Raw genomic sequence first — 17,959 nt, 5'->3', positions numbered from 1 at the left:
CCATGAAGTTGAAGACGAAGCGCACTATAGCCGCCGTCGGCCTTTTGGGCCTGGTCGGCGTGGGACTCGCCGTGCATACGGGCACGGGAACGCCGTCGGCCTGGGGCATTGGCGACATCGCCGCCATCTGCCCGTTGGGGGCCGTTGAGGCTGCCATCGCCTCGCGCACCATCGTGCCGCCGCTGCTGATCGGCCTGGTCATCGTTGCGGTTCTCGTGGCCCTGGCGGGTCGTGCCTTCTGCGCTTGGGGCTGTCCCGTGCCCTTGCTGCGCCGGGTCTTCGGCATCAAGGAGCGGAAGGCCGACAAGCCGACGCCGGCCGAGCGCGACGGGGCCAACGACTCGCGCAACTGGGTGCTCGGGGCCACGGTGCTCACCACGGCCGCCTTCGGGTTCCCGGTGTTCTGCCTCATCTGCCCCGTGGGCCTTTCCGTGGCCACCTTCATCGCCCTTTGGCGCCTGCTCCAGTTCAGCGAGGCGACGCTGTCGCTCGTGGTGTTCCCCGTCATCCTCGTGGCGGAGATCGTGCTCTTGCGAAAATGGTGCCACCGCTTCTGCCCCCTGGGCGCCCTGCTGGGCCTCATGGCGCGGTTGAACCGCACGTTCCGTCCGACGGTGGCCGCCGAGTCCTGCCTGCATTGCTCGGGCGCCAGCTGCTCGCGGTGCGCCGACGTGTGCCCCGAGGGGATTGACCTGCATCATCCCGAAGCGTCGGTTTCCCTGGCGGAGTGCACCAAGTGCGGCGAGTGCAGGGACGCCTGCCCGGCCCATGCCATCAGCTTCCCGCTCTTGGCACGCACGGAGAAGGCCGGGCTGCCCGTCGCCTCGGCGGCGCAAGAGGCCGATGAGGATGCCGTGGGCGCTGAGGGCTAGGAGAGGGGCGGAGGGAGCCGATTCAGCCGCCGTGAGAATTCGAACAGGGGGAATGTTGTGCCAATAGCCGAGGGTATACAATATGAGCCGTGGAACGAATGGGACGGCGACGCCCGTTCTTCAGTTGACAGTGCGGCCTTGGGGACGGCGGGCCGCCGATTATGGGGGAAGCGCATGCTCAAGCGGTTCGGTGATAATCAGGAGGCGTTCGCGCCCAACAGCGAGTTGGCGCCGACCCGCCTCGGCATGACCATAGAGGAGCAGTGGCCCGCCCTTAAGCTGGTGGGCTTCGGCTTTTACTACGCGTGGATCTGGGTGTCGTACAACAGCAACGTGCTCGTGTTCCCCTCCGCCGCCTCCGACTTGCCCCCTGACACCATTTCCCTCACCTATCTGGTCTCGACGCTTGCCCTGGGCGTCGCCCTCGTCCTGCTCTCGCTCGTGCGTCCTCTCACGCGGCGGCTCGTGGGCAGCAACCTGCTCCTCATTGCGGTGGCGGTGGTGGTGGGCGCGGCCACGGTGGGCACCTACGCATCGTCCAGCCTGGGCGCCGATGCGAACCTCTACCTTATCGTGAGCGCTGCACTGACCGGCGCGGGCACGTCGGTCATCGTGCTGAGGTTCGGCGTCGTCTACTCGAAGGCGCCGGCGCGCGAGGCTGCCATGTACACGGCGGCGTCCTTCGTGTTCGCCGCCATGATCTACTTCATGGCCGTAGGGCTGCCTGATCCGGTGGGCATGGTGTTCACGGCCCTTCTTCCCGTTCTGGCCGTGGTCTCCACGCTGACTAATCCCGAATGGTCGGATGAGGGCGAGGGCGGACGCCCCGAGGGCCCGGTTCCCCTGCGAAGGTTCTTCGTGAGGCTGCTCGTGGCCGTGGCGGTCTTCTCCGTCGTGGTGGGCGTCTCGCGCGGGTTTTCCGTGCCCCATTCCTCCATCAGCTCGCTGAACGCCGACGGCGCGCTCATCATCTTCAGCACCGCGGTAGTGGCCGGGGTGCTGTTCGTGGTGGTGGGACTGCTGCGCCGCCAGTTCGATGTGAGCCGCCTGTACTATCCCATCATCATTGCCGTGGCAGCCGGCATTCTCGTGACGCCCCTCTTGGGCGGAACGGGTTTCGGCAGCCAGTTCATTACGGTGGCCTACAACTGCTTCGTGCTGGTGATCTGGTGTCTGCTGGCCTATGTGGCCTACTCGTCGCGGCTTTCCCCGATATTGGTGTTCGGCTTGGGCCGCGGGGCCTCGGCTTTGGGGACGACCTTCGGTTGGCTGGCGGGTTTGGAAATTGTGCGCAGCCAGGGCGACGGCAGCTTGTCCTTGGAGGTTATCTCGGTGGCCATGGTCTTCGCGCTCCTGGTAGTCTCCATGCTGGTGCTGAACGACCGCCTGATCGGCGACGCGTTGCGTCCGGAGGAGCGCCCGTCGGGTAGGGCGGCCGGAATGGCGGCTGAGGGCCTGTCAACACTGGGGGCGTCTGCCGAGGGGGTGTCTGCAGAAGGAGTGGGCTCCGTCGGATGTGGGACGGCTCACAATTGCAGCGACGCGGCGGATGGCGGCGAAGGCGACGGAGATGATGCGGTAGAGCCTAGAGGAGCCGGCGGGGCTGGCGTTGCTCTTCCCGATAGCGGCCCGGGCGATGTTGCGCTGGGAGAGCGTCGGCCAGGTCACTACCGGATGCGCTGCGATGCGGTGGCCGAGCGCTACGGGCTCTCGCCCCGGGAGCGCGACGTGTTCGATCTTCTCGTGCGCGGCCGCTCCATCGACTACATCGCCCAGAACCTCACCATCTCCTTCAACACGGCGAAGTCCCACATTCGCCATATCTACGTGAAAGCCGACGTCCACTCTCGCCAGGAGCTCATCGACCTCATCGACCGCGAGCGCTAGATGCTGGGCCTTAGGGAGCTTGCGATTAGATCCCCTATGCCCTTGACCATCTCCCATCGAATATGTTATACGTATAACATATTCGATGGGAGGTTGTTATGGCAGAAAGTGTTCTTGTGAGTGCGCGGGTTCCGCAGGCGAAGAAAGATGCTTCGAAGGGCGTGCTGGCCTCTCTGGGGGCGAACACGTCCGATCTTATCAACAGTGCCTTCGACTATCTTCTCGAGAGACGGGAGCTGCCGACGACTGCTCCTGCTTCTCGGCCGAGTCGGGAGGAGTTGGATGCCTTTCTGGCCGCTTCGACACTCGATGTCGATTGGAGGGGAGAGGCGCCCGATGGCGATTATCGCTCCCTCGTGAGGGACGGAAAGCGAGGGCGCTATGAATCTCTTGCTTGATACCAATGTGCTCATCGACTACCTGGGCCGCAAGGAGCCGTTTTTCCTCTCAGCTCAGAAAGTAGTCATCGCCGGATTCTTTGGTGATGCTCGGCTGTGGGTTCCTTCCCAGTCTGTCGTCGATGCCTTCTACGTCCTGAGCCGCTATGTTGATTCGGCGCGGCTGCAGGCGGCGATCCTGAAAGCTCTCACAGTGATTGAGCCGGTAGATCTTACGGGCGCCTCCCTTGAGAGAGCGGCGCGTCTCGGCTGGGACGACTTCGAGGATTGCCTGATTGCCCTTGCTGCCGAGAGGGTGGGGGCCGACTATCTCATCACTCGCGACGCCAAGGGATTCGCACGCTCAACGGTTCCGGCGGTGTCCCCGGATGCGTGGCTTAACGTCATGCGCGAAGAGCACAGCCTCGACTACGGTGAGGTTCAGCTTTAGGGCGGAGGGGGCTGTAATCGACGAAGCAATTTTTGCACACACTGTGTGCAAAAATTGAGCTGGTCGGGGGGCGCGCCCATTGGCGTGAGCGAGTACCGTTTAGGCGACGAGCTGCCTGCGGCCTACGCCAGTGTGCTCCCGTCGCCCGAGGACTTGGTGGCCCGGATTTAGGGGGAACTGATAGCGATGTTGCACAGGGAGCGGAAGGTGATCTCCCCTGTTTGCTCGAAGCGCTTGTAGGAGGCGAACGTCACTATCAAAATGAGGTTTCAATTTTGATAGGATGCTCCCTTGTCTTTCCTCTCAAAATTGAAACCTCATTTTGAGAGGCTTCCCTCGTCCAAACTTAAAGAAAACTTGATAGGTATTGACTTAGGTTTCCTTCTGCGTAGAATGTGGTGTTAGCACTCGATAAGGGAGACTGCTAACGCCTTTGTCGCCGCCGGTCAACGACTGCCGTACAGACCGAATGCACCGCGAGATGACTGCCGGCGCGCGACCTACACTAGGAACGTTATGCGTCTTCCGCCCCAAGGAAAGAAGGACAAGAACCTATGCGCAAGTTCAAGACAGAGAGCAAGAAACTGCTCGACCTCATGATCAATTCCATCTACACCAATCGCGAGATCTTCCTACGCGAGCTTATCTCCAATGCGTCGGACGCGGTGGACAAGTTGTACTTCCGCAGCCTTACCGATCCGTCTGTGGCCGTGGGCCGCGACGACTTGGCCATCACGGTGGGCTTTTCCGCCGACGAACGCACGGTCACGGTGTCCGACAACGGCATCGGCATGACCAAAGACGAGCTGGACAAGAACCTCGGCACCATCGCCCATTCCGACTCTTTCGAATTCAAGGCCGCCCAGGCCGAGGCTGCTGCTGAAAGCGAGCCCGGCGAGGCGAAGGGACTCGACGACCTCACCGATGTGGACATCATCGGCCAGTTCGGCGTCGGCTTCTATTCCGCCTTCATGGTGGGCAAGAAGGTGCGCGTCGTCTCCCGCGCCATCGGCTCGGATGAGGCCTGGGCCTGGGAGTCCGACGGCATCGACGGCTACGACATCAAGCCGGCCGAGCGCGCCGAGCATGGCACCGACGTCATCGTGTACCTGAAGGACGACACCGCCGACGAGTCCTTCGGCACCTTCGCCAGCGAGCACGGGCTCACGCAGCTCATCAAGCGCTACAGCAACTACGTGCGCTATCCTATCAAGATGGAAGTGACGAAGAGCCGCAAGGTGGAGGCCCCCGAGCCGGCCGAGGGCGACCAGCCGGCCGCGCCGCAGTGGGAGAGCTACACCGAGGTGGAGACCATCAACTCCATGGTCCCCATCTGGAAGCGCAAGAAGTCCGAGGTCTCCCAGGAGGAGTACGACGAGTTCTACAAGACCGACTTCCACGACTTCGAAAACCCGGCCCGCACTATCTCCGTGCACGCGGAAGGGTCGCTCAACTATGACGCGCTCATGTTCGTGCCGAGCCGCGCGCCGTGGGACATGTACTCGAAGGACTACAAGCGCGGGCTCGCCCTGTACTCCTCCAACGTGCTCATCATGGACAAGTGCGAGGAGCTTCTGCCCGACTACTTCGGCTTCGTGCGCGGCGTGGTTGATTCCTCCGACCTCACGCTGAACATCTCCCGCGAGACGCTGCAGCACAACGGTCAGCTGCGCGCCATCGCCCGGCGCCTCGAGAAGAAGATCAAGGCCGACTTGGCGAATATGCGCGACGACGATCGTGAGGCCTACGAGGAGTTCTTCAAGCAGTTCGGCCGTACGCTGAAGTTCGGTATCTACCAGAGCTACGGCATGGCGAAGGACACGCTTGCCGACCTGCTTCTGTTCTACTCCGCCAAGGAGCAGAAGATGATCACCCTGGACGAGTATCTGGCCGCGGCTCCCGCCGGTGCCGACTCCATCTTCTACGCCGCGGGCGACTCGCTGGAGCGCCTGGCCGCCATGCCGCTCGTGACCACGGTTTTGGCCAAGGGCTACGACGTGCTGCTGTGCGACCAGGACGTGGACGAGTTCTGCATGATGGCCATGGGCACCTACGGCGAGCACGCGGTGGACGGCGACGAGGAGAACAAGCAGCCCTACTTCATCAAGAACGTGGGCTCCGAGGACCTGGGCCTTACCACCGATGAGGAGAAGAAGGAGGCCGAGGAGGCCACCGAGTCCAATGCCGAGCTGTTCGGCATTATGCAGGAGGCGCTTGACGGCAAGGTGGAGCGCGTCGTCGTTTCCACCCGCCTCACCGATGCGCCGGCCGTGGTCACGAGCGAGGGCGGCATGTCGCTGGCCATGGTGCAGGTGCTGAAGAGCCAGCCGGGCACTGACGAGTTGCCCGAGATGCACCTGGTGCTGGAAGTGAACGCCAAGCACCCGGTGTTCGCCACGCTGCAAGCGGCTCATGAGGCCGGCGACGACGAAAAGGTGCGCACCTACGCGGGCCTTCTGTTCGACCAGGCACTCCTCGTGGAGGGCATTCTGCCCGACAACCCGCTCGCCTTCGCCCAGGCTGTCGCTGAGCTGATGAAGTAGGCCCAGCCGCCAATCAGCGGCGGTTGCCGGCGCGGACGCGCTCTCGTGCCGCCGTGTCGGCGAACTAAGCAAACCCGAGAACCCCTTCTCTCTCCTGGAAAGGATCGCCCCGCGCGATCCTTTCCCGTTTTCGGGACAGGAAATTCGAGCGAGCGGATGCGAAATTTCGAGTTGTTAGGTGTTGGCTCTTGCCCTACTGGCTTCTCCAGAAGACCAATTTCTCTAAATATGATAAAAAATAATGAATAGCAATACATATGCTTCAGACATTGCGGACTTATAGGCAAAGGCGCCTCGCGGAACACCTAACAACTCGAAATTTTGCCTCCATTTTGGCCATCGGATTGTCTGGCGTGCTTTTCGAGCAGGAGAAGGATGCCCCACGAGGCGCCCATCAGAAGCAGGCCCACAGCGTCGAAGGTGATGAACAGATCGATGCTGCTGGCGAGGAGGTCGTGGCCGGTGGGCAGGGTGGCGCGAATGGCGGACTCACCGGCCAGGCCTACGATCTGCTGGATCAGAACGACGCCGGCTAAGGCCCGATGGCGTTCTGGGCGCCAAATGACCAGCGGGTAGGTGCAGTTCCACATGAGGAAGGCGATGCCGATGCCCTGGATGCCCACGCGGCCTGGCACCCCGGAAAGCTCGTAAGCGCCCATGTAAACCTCGGGCGCGAACGCGAAGCCCAACGCGCACTGCACGTTCACGACGAATACGAAGGCGAAGCAAAGCCGTACGGCCCAGGTCGCGATCTTGACGCTTCGAGGGGCCTTCCGCGGACCCGTCATGCTCGTATGGCTACTTGGCCCCGCCTCGTTCTGAGCGGCGCTCTCGTTCTTCTTTCCGGTGCCATCCTGGGCGGAGGTCGCAAGACCGAAGTCGAAGGAACTCACTGCGGTCTCCTCCCCAGCTGGCTCAAACGGCGGAAGGCGTAGAAGGCCACGGCGCTGGAGGCGGCGACGTTCAGGGAATCGACGCCATGGGCCATGGGGATGCGCACGGTGCAGTCGCAGCGAGCGATGGTGGCGGGGGAGAGCCCCTCGCCTTCGGTGCCGAACAGCAGCGCCAGCTTCGCCGGAGTGCCGGTTGCGGCCTCGCGCTCGGCCAGCAGCGCATTCAGCTCGTCGGGGGTCACCGAGTCGTCGGAGAGCGCCATGGCGGCGCAGGTGAAGCCGTGCTCGTGCAGCTCGGCGATGCCCTGCTCGCTCCAGGTGCCGCAGCCGGGACGGTTCGGCACGTCCTCATCGCCAATGCGCGTCCAAGGCACCTGGAAGACGGCACCCATAGACACGCGCACGGCCCGTCGGTATAGCGGGTCGTAACAGGCGGGACTTACGAGCACGGCATCTACTCCGAGGGCCGCCGCGCTGCGGAAGATAGCCCCGACGTTGGTGTGGTTCGTGATATCTTCGAGGACGGCCACCAGACGCGCGTCGCGCAGCACGTCGGCCACGGTGGGCAGGGCGGAGCGGCGGAAAGCACCCAAGGCGCCGCGCGTTAGCTCGAAGCCCGTTAGGCGCGCAAGCTCGTCGTGGGGTGCCACGAACACGGGCAGGCTGTCGGGGCCGGAGGGCAACTGCGCGAGGGGCGTTTCGGGTTCGCCGGTCGGTGCAGGTGCAGCGCCTTGCGCCCCTGTTTGCGTCGTTTCGAGCTCACGTGCCCGTGCTTGCCGGCGCGCCTCCATGCGCTCGATGAGCGGAGCCATAGAGGGTAGCCACTTCTCTTCCATGAGCAGTGAGATCGGTTCCATGCCGCCCTCGAAGGCCCGTTCGATCACCTTCTGCGACTCGGCGATGAACAGCGCACGCTCCGGCTCCAGCTTACTGCGCAGCTGAGCCTCGGTCAGCCGCGCGAACGCATCGAGCCGTGGGTCTTCCAATGTGTCTACATAGATAAGGGGCATGCCGGTTCCTTCCAAAACAAAAGCGCCCGTCTATTATAGGCGGGCGCTTGCAAGATTGCCTCGGTTGAGACTTAGGAAAGGGCGGCCTTCAGAGCGGCCATCTGGTTGGAGCCGAGGCCCTGCAGACGACGCTCGGCCGGAATGCCCAGCTCCTCCATGAGCTTCTCGGTCTTCACCTTGCCGAAGCCGGGCAGGGCGTTCACGAAAGCCTTGACCTTCATGCGGCCGATGATCGGGTCGTCGATCTGATCGAGAACCTCGGCCGGGGTGGTGAGACCCATGGCGAGCTTGTTGGTGATCTCGGAGCGCTTGGCGCGAACGACGCGAGCCTTCTCGAGGGCGGCGGCGCGCTGCTCAGGGGTCATGGTAGGTGCGGGCATATCACTTCTCTTTCTCTAGTCGGTGCCCTTCTAACAGGGCCTTCACTCGAAGAACGCTGGTACCAGAAGGCTTCGGTACCAGCGTTTCTCCGTTTTTAGCTACACGATCATAATAGAAAACCGCAGGTTGTACACCCCTTTTCCCGCTAATGTCGCGTTTTTGCAGAAAAATGTGCGCTTTTAAGGCTCCGAAATGGGGATTTGGTGACGAAATAGCTCGAATGCGGCTGCTCAAGCTTCGTGAGAAACTGCGAAAAAGGGGAGGGAAGGCGCTGCTCGAAGACGTTGGACGGGCACGCGAAAGCAGGAGCGCTATAATGCTGCGGAAACCTGCAATCGAAGGGAGCAATACTGTGACTGAGAAGCTGGTAGCCGAGGTGCAGCCGACCGAGCACCCCGCCTTCAACGAGTTCGTGGCCACCATCGAGGCGCTGCGCTCGCCGGACGGGTGCCCCTGGGACAAGGAGCAGACCCACAAGAGCATTTCCGGCAACATGGTGGAGGAGGCTTACGAGGCCGTGGATGCCATCGAGGCCGACGACGTGCCGCACATGCGCGAAGAGCTCGGCGACGTGCTGCTTCAGGTGGTGCTGCAGTCGCAGATTGCCGCGGACGCCGGCGAGTTCACCATCGACGACGTGTGCCGCGACGTGAACGCGAAGATCGTGCGCCGGCATCCCCATGTGTTCGGTGACGTGGTGGCAGGCGACGCCAACGAGGTGCTGGACGTATGGGATCAGATAAAGATGGCCGAGAAGGAGTCCGCCGACGCTGCGGCCGACGCGCCCCAGGGGCTGCTCGACGGCGTGCCGAAGAGCTTCCCGGCGCTGAAACAGGCGCAGAAGATCTCGCGGAAGGCGGCCTCGGCCGGTTTCGAGTGGGAAACGGTGGACGACGTGTGGGCCAAGGTGGACGAGGAGGTCGCCGAGCTTAAGGCCGCCTACGCCGCCGCGCCGAAGTCCGCGAACGGCAAAGTGGATGCCGCCGCCGATCCCGCGGCTGCCGCGGCGGTGGAACTGGAGATGGGCGACGTGCTGTTCTCGCTCGTGAACGTAGCCCGCAAGATGGGCGTCCAGGCTGAGGAGGCCCTGCGCGCCACCTGCGGCAAGTTCCGCGTCCGCTGGGCCTTCATGGAAGGCGCCGCTGCCGGAGGTGGCCGCCGCGTGGAAGACCTCTCCATGGAGGAGATGGAAGAACTCTGGCAGCTTTCGAAGGTCCTGGAGAGCTAAACTAGGCTCCGGGCTCTCCTTGGGCCACAGCGGCCTTCATCTCGTCGAAAAGGACGCGGCCATGGGGGCTTTCGACGAATTCGTCTCGGAACACGGCGATGAAGTCCGTCGAGAAATCCATATCGTCGAGGTCGAACAGGCGCAGCCCGGGGCGCCGGTCGAGCCCGAAGCGCGGCACAAGGGTGCCGGGCGCAACGCCGATGGCGCACCCGAAATCGTGGGCGAAATACTCGGCATGGTCGCGGAAGGGCATCGTCTTGAGCGTGACGCGAGCGCCGTTCGCGGCAAAGCGGTCGGCGACTCCGTCGCGCTCGTAGCTCTGGTGGACGTCGGGCGGCAGGAGCAGGACGGCGCCGTCGAGGTCGGTGGCGTGAATGGTATCGCGTCCGAACAACGGGTTATCCTCGGCCATAAACAAGTGAGTGGTCTCGGCGTTCAGCACGAATCCTGGATGCTCTTTCGTGAGAAGCCGATGTCCTGCCTCGCTGAAGTTCTTGCAGCCTACGACGACGATGTCGTTCTTCCGCTCGCCCAGCGCGTCTACGGTGGCCAAGGGGCCGTTGTCGGTGACGATGTCGATTTTGCCCTCGGGCCACTTTTCGGCGATGCGGTGCCGTGCGCGCAGAAGAGGCGCTTCGAGCCAGGGAAGGTTTGTGGCCGACACGGTAACGGTGAGCAGGTTGTCGGAGAGATCCCGGTATTCGTCGACAACTTCGTCCCATTGCCCCAGCAAGTCGGAAGCTGTGCCGAGGAACCGCCTCCCAAGCGGCGTCAGCGCGGGCTTTCCCCGACCGCGCTCGACGAGCTTGCAGCCCAGTTCATCCTCCAGCTCCGCCAGGTGCTCGCTGAGGGTGGGGCGCGTGGTATAGAGCCGCTTGGCCGCTGCAGAAAAGTTCAATTCATCGGCAATGACGAGGAATTCCTCCAGATAGCGTGTGTTCACGGCGCGTTCCTTCCAAACATGACGGCGAGACGTCCAGTGTCCCACTCATACGGCATGCTGTAAAGATTACTTTACACGTGCGTTGCCAACCTGAACAGAGATGCAAAGGAAACCGACGGCGCTCGCAATTAACCTCCCTCGTTCTCGGCAGGGGCGCCCCTATGATGGAGGAGCGACGAAACCTGAAGGAAAGGGGAGACCTATGAACATCGATCGCAGAACGTTTTTCAAGGGGGCGCTGCTCGGAGGAACGGCTGCTGCAGCGGGACTTGCCGGCTGCGCTCCGAAGGCCGAGATGGCCGATACTGGCGGCAGCGATGCTCGCGACAAGGAACGAGAGACCTTTGAGGCTGCCGCTGCCCCCATCGAGCCGGCTAGTGTTCCCGAGAACTGGGATGAGGAGGCCGAGGTCATCGTGGTCGGCTCCGGCGCCGCGGGCATCAACGCCGCCATCCGGCTCGGCCAGGCGGGTTACCAGGTGCTTGTGTTAGAGCGCAACATGGAGTTGAACGGCAACTCGAAGCACTCATCGGTGTTCTCGAACATGGGCGGCCACAAGGCCGCTGAAGAGCGCAAGTTCGCCTATCCGGAATATCCCTACGATGTGGATCGCATCCTAGAGTACGTCATGAGCTGCCAGCAGCAGACCGGTGATCCGGAGCTTGTGCGCGCCATGCTGGTGGAAGGCCCGAAGTGCATCGACTGGATGAACGAGAAGGCCGGGGCCAAATGGGTGCCTATGAACCCGAGCCCTGCCGGTGCGGGCATGCTGGAATGGGAGGGGATGTCCACGCCCACCAACGGCATCAACGTGAACCTGATCCCCTTGCAGCTGCTGACCGAGCAGGCGCAGAAAGACGGGGCCGAGGTGCGCGCCAACAGCAACGTGGACACGCTCGTCTTCGACGGTGGGGCCGTCGTGGGCGTGAAGGTCACCGACGAGGAGGGCGAGAAGTTCATCCACGCTACCAACTGCGTCATCCTGTGCGCCGGTGGTATGGAGGTGAACCGCGCCATGATGGCCAAGTACTCCGCCACGACTCTTCAGGGTATTGCGAATATCGCCACGCCGCCCAACGGCACTGGCGAGTGCATCCGCATGGGCCAGGGTGTAGGGGCCGATCTGGCCGGATACGATTCCACCGGCGCCTTCGACGGCGGCGTGTGGTGGCGCGACTATGACGAGTTCGATACCGAGATGGACTGCCACATCAACAAGGACGGCAACCAGGTAGTGCGCCAGCCCTGGCTGCGCATCAACCGCGACGGCAACCGCGTTCCCTATATCGGCACGAGCGCTCGCGTTTATCCCTATGTGAACGATGCGTCGCCCTCCTCTGAGGGGCTTTGCGAGACTGCCGCCATCGAGATGAGCCAGCCCGGCGGCAAGACCTACTGCATCTTCGATTCGAAGTACGAGCAGCTCATGCTGGACAACTACTTTGGCCAGGTGATTTGCCGCAAGGGCAAGATCCTCGCTGACGACGACCCCTTCTACGATCGCGTGCCGGAGTATCTGCGCGACTGGCACACCGGGTTCAACGACATGGTGGAGGCTGGCGTCATTCGCAAGTGCGACACCATTGAGGAGCTTGAGGCGGCGCTTGGCCTGCGCGAGGGCGTCCTCGTGGACAACGTGGAGAAATGGAACGCTGCCTGCGCAGCGGGCGAGGACTACGCTGCCACCTACAAATATCCGAAGGAGTGGCTGCTTGCTTTAGATGAGCCGCCCTACTATGGAGCCATCGTTGGTGGCCATGTGTTCGGCTCGAAGTGCGGTTTGAAGGTGAACCCTGACATGCAGGTCATCAGCACCGAGGGCGCGCCCATTCCGGGTCTGTACGCCGCCTGGCATACTGCCGGCGGGTCGGCGGGCGAGGGCAACCCCGCGGGCAAGCCTCTCACTGGCGTGTTCGCTGATCTGGGCTTGGCCTTCGTGGGCGGCTACATGGCCGCGGGCGGCGTCATGAAGAAGGACGGCCGCACCGACGCCTAATCGCTGAAGGGAAACTGGCGGCGGGACGTTCTCCTTCCTCCCCCTCGTTCCGCCGCCTTTCCATAGATCGAATTGGAGCGAGCCTGCTTGCGCGGGCTCGCTTCTCAGTTGGCGCAGCCGGCGGAAGGAAGGATGCTAGCCTAGGCTAAAATACGGAATCGGCGCATTTTAGCCTAAAGAGGCCCAATCTCATTGTTCGTACACCTTCTTGCCGGCGACGTAGGTGGCTTGTACCTTTGCCTGCTGCAGGTCGTCGGGAGCCAGCTCGAAGGGGTTCGGGTCCAGCACGACGATATCGGCGAACATGCCCGGGGCTAGCTGCCCCAGCTCGTCGGCGCGCTGGGCGGCGGCGGCGCTGCCGGCGGTGTAGGCGCGCAGGGCCTCGGCCAGGGTGATGCGCTCCTCGGGTAGCCAGCCCCCGCACGGCTCGTGGGTGTCGGCGTCGCGGCGGGTGACGGCGGTGTAGACGGCGTCGATGGGGTCGATGTCGGTAACGGGGGAGTCGGTGCCGAAGGCCAGCGTGGCACCGGAATCGAGCAGGGTGCGGAAAGGCCACATATAAGGGACGCGCTCGGGTCCCAAATCACGCTCCGGGCCGCCGGGATCCAGGGTGATGTGGCGTGGCTGCACGCTGGCGATGACGTCCGCCCGCGCGATGCGCGCGATGTCGTCGGGCTGGAAGTTCTCCAAATGCTCGATGGTGTGATGGGCGGGGGAGGCCACCGGGTGGGCTTCGAAGATATCGAGGCAGCGGTGGATGGCCTCGTCGCCGATGGCGTGGATGCGCACGGGCGAGCCCTCGGCCGCCGCCGGGGCCACCAGCGCCTCCATCACTTCGGCAGCCACGGTGGGGCGCCCGCAGTCGCCCTCGAAGCGAGCGTTGGTGTAGGGGTCGTGAACCCAGGCGGTGTGCTGGCTGGAAACGCCGTCGAAGAACTGCTTGAAGCCCTGAGCCGAAAGGAGCGGGCCCGTGTGGGCGGCCTGCAGGGCGGCCAGACGGCTGCGGTCTTCCAAAAGCGTGGGGAACATGGACACGCGCACGGTGAGCTCGCCGGCCTCTTCCAAGGCGCCGAACAGGTCGTCGCGCACGAAATCGAGGCCCGGCATCGCCATGAGCGACACGTCGCACACGCCCGTGATGCCGTGCTCGTTCAGATAACGCTCGAAGGAGCGGTAGGCGTCCAGCAGCTCCTCGCGCGAGAATTCCGCCACGATGCGCGGCATGAGCTCCATGGCTGCCGCCTCGCGCACAATGCCCGTAAGGTGCCCGTCGGTGTCTTTGTCGTAGCTCCCGCCTGCGGGCGGCTCGCTTTCCTCCGTGATGCCCAAGCGTTCCAGCGCGCAGCTGTTCAGCCACAGGGTGTGGGCGTCGCCGGAGTACATGGCCACGGGTCGGTCGGGGTAGGCAGCATCCAGCGACGCGCGGCTCGGCATGCCGGCCGGGTTCCACAAGTAGTCGCGCCAGCCCTGGGTGAGCAGCCACGAGCCGGCCGGTCGCCGTGCGGCCAAGGGCGCCAGGCGCGCTACCGCGTCGGCCTCGTTCTCGCCCACGAAGCGCTCAGCCAGAGGGGAGAGGTACAGCGCGGAGTGGAAGTAATGAAGATGGGCGTCGTGGAAGCCCGGCATCACGAGAGCGTTTCCGTAGTCGACGACTTCGGTATCGGTGCCGCGCAGATGCTCGGGCAGGACTTCAAGAGGGCCGGCCCACAAAACGCGGTCGCCCCCGATGGCCACGGCTCCGGGCGCAGGCTCGTCGTCGGCACCGGTAAACAAGGCAGAGGTAACGAGGATTCGATCAGCGGGGCGGGGAGTTGCCATGGTGCGTCTCCTTCCGAAGGCGAGCGTGTGGGGTGGCCGAGCGACTCGCAAGGGCGACTCGGTTTCTCAGGTGCAGTATACGCCTTGAAGTAAAATTGTTCATCTGCACTACGAAAAATGAGGGTTTGAACTGAAAAAAGATGAGGGAAGAAGAGGCCGAATGATGCACGCTCTACTAATTGACAAAGTAGATTATGGAGCCAATAAGAGTGCATTAAACATGGTCAAATGAGAAAAACATGACTTTTAGCTGGTAAAACACCTCAGATAAGCCGCCTTCCAGGCTCAAGCGCGACCAAGGTAGAGGCTGTGCTATCTTATGCATTCGTGAAATTTGATTGAATCCCTAAACGATTGGAACTTTTTTATTGCATGTGAACAAAAATGATGATACTTTAGGTTCATCGACGAATTGCGACCTCGGCTGTAATTGTTAGGGGGCCGAAAAGCAAAGCACCGTCGATGCGCAAGGAAGGCATCCGATGCAAAAGCTTCGGGTCGCACGCTTGACCTGGGGCGAAGGAGACGTAGCAAGGGGCGTTTACTAAGGGTGTAAGGCTGGCAGAGGGTTGGTAATGACAAGTTAAACCCTCATCTAATACCACTTTACCTCTTCCCCCTGGCCCGGATTCTGAGACATTAGATGCATCCATCGCGCCGACCGCGATGGGCTGAGGGTGGCATTCGCCCGCAGCTTCTCAACTATGATGGCGGACTTCAAGCCGCCGGATTGGAGAGTCACATGCAAGGAGTAAACGTCAAGAGCGAAATCGGCAACCTCAAGAAGGTCATCCTTCACCGCCCCGGCGACGAGCTGCTGAACCTCACCCCCAATACGCTTGAGGAGCTCTTGTTCGACGACATCCCGTTCCTCCCCGTGGCCCAGGAGGAGCACGACGCCTTCGCGAACATCCTTCGCGGCGAGGGTGTCGAGGTCGTGTACCTGGAGGACCTCATGGCCGAGGTTCTGGACGCCAAGCCCGAGCTGCGCCAGCAGTTCCTCGATCAGTGGATCTACGAGGCCGGCATCCGCACCGACATGTACCACGACATCATCACCGACTACATCAACTCCAATTACGCGGGCACCAAGGAGATGGTCATGAAGACCATGGCCGGCATCAACCTGCAGGAGCTGCCCCAGAAGGACACCCACCTTTTGGTGGACATGGTGTCCGACCGCTGCAAGCTCGTGTGCGCCCCGATGCCGAACCTGTACTTCACCCGCGACCCGTTCGCGATGATCGGCAACGGCGTGTCCATCAACCGCATGTACTCGGTGACGCGCAACCGCGAGACCATCTACGGCGATTACATCTTCAAGTACCATCCGGACTTCGCCGGCACGCCGACCTACTACGATCGCAACGACACCTTCCACATCGAGGGCGGCGACATCCTGAACATCAACGAGCACGTGCTGGCCATCGGCATCTCCCAGCGCACCGAGCCCGACGCCATCGACGCCATCGCCCACAACGTGTTCAACGATGAGACCTCGACCATCGACACGATTCTGGCCTTCAACATCCCGTCCTCCCGCGCCTTCATGCACCTGGACACGGTGTTCACCCAGATCGACTACGACAAGTTCACCATCCATCCCGGCATCATGGGCCCGCTCACGGTGTTCGAGATCACCCCGGACGGCAAGGGCGGCACGAAGATCCGCGAGCGCAACGAGGATCTCGAGAAAGTGCTCTCCGAGTACGTCGGCCAGCCGGTGAAGCTCATCCCCTGCGGCGGCGGCGACCGCATCGCGGCCGAGCGCGAGCAGTGGAACGATGGCTCCAACACGCTCTGCGTCCGTCCCGGCACCGTGGTGGTGTACCAGCGCAACAACGTCACCAACGACGTGCTGTACAAGCAGGGCATCAACTGCCTGGAGATGCCCTCGGCCGAGCTCTCCCGCGGCCGTGGCGGCCCGCGCTGCATGTCCATGCCGGCCTGGCGCGAGGCTCTGTAAGCCGCAAGGCGCCTGCTCCGTCAGGGAGCGCTCTTTCGTCCGTCTTTTCCGGCCCAGTCTAGCCAGCCAGCGCTGGGCCGTAAAAGAGGCGCGGGTTCCCCGGTTCTCGGGGGCCCCGCGCGATACAAATGTCTCTTTCAAGGGAAAGGAAACAGAACATGCCTATCAATCTCAGCGGTCGTCCGTTCCTCCGCCTGCTCGACTTCTCCACCGAGGAGATCGAGTACCTGCTGAAGCTCTCCAAGAACTTCAAGGACCTCAAGCGCACCGGCACCCCGCACCGCTACCTCGAGGGCAAGAACATCGTGCTGCTGTTCCAGAAGACCTCCACGCGCACCCGCTGCGCCTTCGAGGTCGGCGCCATGGACCTCGGCATGGGCGTGACCTACCTTGATCCGGGCAGCTCCCAGATGGGCAAGAAGGAGTCCATCGAGGACACCGCCCGCGTGCTCGGCCGCTTCTACGACGGCATCGAGTTCCGCGGCTTCGCCCAGACCGACGTGGAGGATCTGGCCGAGAACGCCGGCGTGCCGGTGTGGAACGGTCTGACCACCGAGTGGCATCCCACCCAGATGCTCGCCGACATCCTCACCGTGCAGGAGAACTTCAACTACGACATCAAGGGCAAGACCCTCGTGTTCATGGGCGACGCCGCCAACAACGTGGCCCGCTCGCTGATGGTCGTGTGCTCCAAGCTCGGCATGAACTTCGTGGCTTGCGGCCCGAAGGAGAACATGCCCGACGCCGAGCTCGTGAAGACCTGCGAGGCCATCGCTGCCGAGAACGGCTGCACCGTGAAGTGCACCGACGACGTGAAGGACGCCTGCACCGGCGCCGACGTCATCTACACCGACGTGTGGGTGTCCATGGGCGAGCCCGACGAGGTGTGGGCCGAGCGCATCAAGCATCTCGAGAAGTTCCGCGTGACCAAGGAAGTCATGGCCATGGCCAACCCCGACGCCATCTTCCTGCACTGCCTGCCGGCCTTCCACGACACCAACACCACCATCGGTGCTGACATCGCCGAGCGCTTCGGCGTCACCGAGATGGAAGTGGAGGACGAGGTGTTCGAGTCCAAGGCCTCCAAGGTCTTCGACGAGGCCGAGAACCGCATGCACACCATCAAGGCCGTCATGTACGCCACCCTCTGCGGCTAATTGCGGCAGGATCCATTCCGTAGGGGGCGACCTCGGTCGCCCCTCTGCAAGCGAGGTTGACTTGCGAGCGAAGGGCTGACCAAGGTCAGCCCCTACGGAGGGGTTTTCGGGGGTGGTTCCTTCTCGGAGTCACCCCCTACGATTTGACAACGGAATGCTTCTGCGCGGCGTCGTCATCGCCCTGAAACCTAGAATCACATCCGTTGCATGTTATGTTCCGTTTGGAACCGCAGTCTCGTCTCTCTTACATGCAACCTAGAAGCGAGATTGGCTGGTTCACCGAAAGATTGAGGTGAAATCTATGGCTTACGAAAAGGGCAACGGCAAGACCGCTGTCATCGCCCTGGGCGGCAACGCCCTCGGCAACACCCCGCAGGAGCAGCTCGAGCTCGTGCAGAACACCGCCAAGCACATCGTGGACATGATCCAGGACGGCA

At 62.8% G+C, this 17,959-nt stretch carries 14 protein-coding genes and 1 pseudogene; 10 read left to right on the top strand and 5 right to left on the bottom strand.

Going from position 1 to position 17,959, the window contains the following annotated elements:
- Positions 1–2 precede the first annotated feature (2 nt).
- From GO707_RS07650 to htpG, 5 genes are all read left to right on the top strand, one after another.
- Positions 3–872, top strand: a complete 870-nt coding sequence (locus GO707_RS07650; protein ID WP_022739216.1) for a 4Fe-4S binding protein — start codon at positions 3–5, stop codon at positions 870–872.
- Between the two features lie 174 nt (positions 873–1,046).
- Positions 1,047–2,759: a helix-turn-helix transcriptional regulator gene (locus GO707_RS07645; protein ID WP_232325711.1), complete on the top strand. Its 1,713-nt coding sequence runs from the start codon at positions 1,047–1,049 to the stop codon at positions 2,757–2,759.
- 98 nt (positions 2,760–2,857) lie between these two features.
- The gene (locus GO707_RS07640; protein WP_157012705.1) at positions 2,858–3,157 is read left to right on the top strand and encodes a hypothetical protein; all 300 of its coding nucleotides are present in this window, start codon (positions 2,858–2,860) and stop codon (positions 3,155–3,157) included.
- Positions 3,141–3,587, top strand: coding sequence for a type II toxin-antitoxin system VapC family toxin (locus tag GO707_RS07635; RefSeq protein WP_157012704.1), 447 nt, complete (start codon positions 3,141–3,143; stop codon positions 3,585–3,587). Before GO707_RS07640 ends, GO707_RS07635 begins: the two co-directional genes overlap by 17 nt.
- A 554-nt stretch (positions 3,588–4,141) precedes the next feature.
- Positions 4,142–6,130, top strand: a complete 1,989-nt coding sequence (htpG, locus tag GO707_RS07630; RefSeq protein ID WP_157012703.1) for a molecular chaperone HtpG — start codon at positions 4,142–4,144, stop codon at positions 6,128–6,130.
- 305 nt (positions 6,131–6,435) lie between these two features.
- Here the strand turns inward: htpG and GO707_RS07625 are convergent, their stop codons facing one another.
- The 3 genes from GO707_RS07625 to mihF form a co-directional block, all read right to left on the bottom strand.
- Positions 6,436–7,023 (bottom strand): hypothetical protein, encoded by a 588-nt coding sequence (locus tag GO707_RS07625; RefSeq protein WP_237974468.1) that lies wholly within the window; start codon positions 7,021–7,023, stop codon positions 6,436–6,438.
- Positions 7,020–8,033 carry a TrmH family RNA methyltransferase gene (locus tag GO707_RS07620; RefSeq protein ID WP_157012702.1) on the bottom strand — a complete coding sequence of 338 codons (1,014 nt, stop codon included), beginning with the start codon at positions 8,031–8,033 and terminating at the stop codon, positions 7,020–7,022. The genes GO707_RS07625 and GO707_RS07620 overlap by 4 nt, the downstream gene beginning before the upstream one ends.
- Positions 8,034–8,104: 71 nt before the next feature.
- A complete protein-coding gene (gene mihF / locus GO707_RS07615) occupies positions 8,105–8,413 on the bottom strand; it encodes an integration host factor, actinobacterial type (RefSeq protein WP_022739229.1) in 309 nt (102 codons plus the stop codon).
- Positions 8,414–8,766: 353 nt separating this feature from the next.
- On the opposite strand from mihF, the gene mazG reads away from it, so the two are divergent.
- Entirely contained in the window at positions 8,767–9,642 is an 876-nt protein-coding gene (gene mazG, locus GO707_RS07610) for a nucleoside triphosphate pyrophosphohydrolase (RefSeq protein ID WP_335878769.1), read from the top strand.
- A gap of 1 nt (position 9,643) precedes the next feature.
- Here mazG and GO707_RS07605 read toward each other — a convergent pair whose 3' ends face one another.
- Entirely contained in the window at positions 9,644–10,585 is a 942-nt protein-coding gene (locus tag GO707_RS07605) for a LysR family transcriptional regulator (RefSeq protein ID WP_022739231.1), read from the bottom strand.
- Between the two features lie 202 nt (positions 10,586–10,787).
- On the opposite strand from GO707_RS07605, the gene GO707_RS07600 reads away from it, so the two are divergent.
- On the top strand, positions 10,788–12,581 hold the full coding sequence (locus GO707_RS07600) for an FAD-dependent oxidoreductase (RefSeq protein WP_157012700.1): 1,794 nt from the start codon (positions 10,788–10,790) through the stop codon (positions 12,579–12,581).
- Positions 12,582–12,770: 189 nt separating this feature from the next.
- On the opposite strand, the gene GO707_RS07595 is transcribed toward GO707_RS07600, so the two are convergent.
- Complete coding sequence (locus GO707_RS07595) at positions 12,771–14,399, bottom strand: amidohydrolase (RefSeq protein ID WP_157012699.1); 1,629 nt, start codon at positions 14,397–14,399, stop codon at positions 12,771–12,773.
- A 742-nt stretch (positions 14,400–15,141) separates the two neighbouring features.
- On the opposite strand from GO707_RS07595, the gene arcA reads away from it, so the two are divergent.
- The 3 genes and pseudogenes from arcA to GO707_RS07580 all read left to right on the top strand — a co-directional run.
- A complete protein-coding gene (gene arcA, locus GO707_RS07590) occupies positions 15,142–16,365 on the top strand; it encodes an arginine deiminase (protein ID WP_022739234.1) in 1,224 nt (407 codons plus the stop codon).
- 158 nt (positions 16,366–16,523) lie between these two features.
- Complete coding sequence (gene argF, locus GO707_RS07585) at positions 16,524–17,522, top strand: ornithine carbamoyltransferase (protein ID WP_022739235.1); 999 nt, start codon at positions 16,524–16,526, stop codon at positions 17,520–17,522.
- A gap of 301 nt (positions 17,523–17,823) precedes the next feature.
- Positions 17,824–17,959: pseudogene (locus GO707_RS07580) on the top strand (carbamate kinase); the annotation flags it as partial.

The organism is Adlercreutzia rubneri (assembly GCF_009755265.1).
Lineage (GTDB): Bacteria > Actinomycetota > Coriobacteriia > Coriobacteriales > Eggerthellaceae > Adlercreutzia > Adlercreutzia rubneri.
Note: the sequence above shows the minus strand (reverse complement) of the source record. Positions and strands in the feature narration are given on the sequence as shown.

Excerpts from the sequence above, each read along its gene's own strand:
- GO707_RS07650 (WP_022739216.1), top strand. The coding sequence starts at position 3 with ATGAAGTTGAAGACGAAGCGCACTATAGCCGCCGTCGGCCTTTTGGGC.
- GO707_RS07645 (WP_232325711.1), top strand. The coding sequence starts at position 1,047 with ATGCTCAAGCGGTTCGGTGATAATCAGGAGGCGTTCGCGCCCAACAGC.
- GO707_RS07640 (WP_157012705.1), top strand. The coding sequence starts at position 2,858 with ATGGCAGAAAGTGTTCTTGTGAGTGCGCGGGTTCCGCAGGCGAAGAAA.
- GO707_RS07635 (WP_157012704.1), top strand. The coding sequence starts at position 3,141 with ATGAATCTCTTGCTTGATACCAATGTGCTCATCGACTACCTGGGCCGC.
- htpG (WP_157012703.1), top strand. The coding sequence starts at position 4,142 with ATGCGCAAGTTCAAGACAGAGAGCAAGAAACTGCTCGACCTCATGATC.
- GO707_RS07620 (WP_157012702.1), bottom strand. The coding sequence starts at position 8,033 with ATGCCCCTTATCTATGTAGACACATTGGAAGACCCACGGCTCGATGCG.
- mihF (WP_022739229.1), bottom strand. The coding sequence starts at position 8,413 with ATGCCCGCACCTACCATGACCCCTGAGCAGCGCGCCGCCGCCCTCGAG.
- GO707_RS07600 (WP_157012700.1), top strand. The coding sequence starts at position 10,788 with ATGAACATCGATCGCAGAACGTTTTTCAAGGGGGCGCTGCTCGGAGGA.
- GO707_RS07595 (WP_157012699.1), bottom strand. The coding sequence starts at position 14,399 with ATGGCAACTCCCCGCCCCGCTGATCGAATCCTCGTTACCTCTGCCTTG.
- arcA (WP_022739234.1), top strand. The coding sequence starts at position 15,142 with ATGCAAGGAGTAAACGTCAAGAGCGAAATCGGCAACCTCAAGAAGGTC.
- argF (WP_022739235.1), top strand. The coding sequence starts at position 16,524 with ATGCCTATCAATCTCAGCGGTCGTCCGTTCCTCCGCCTGCTCGACTTC.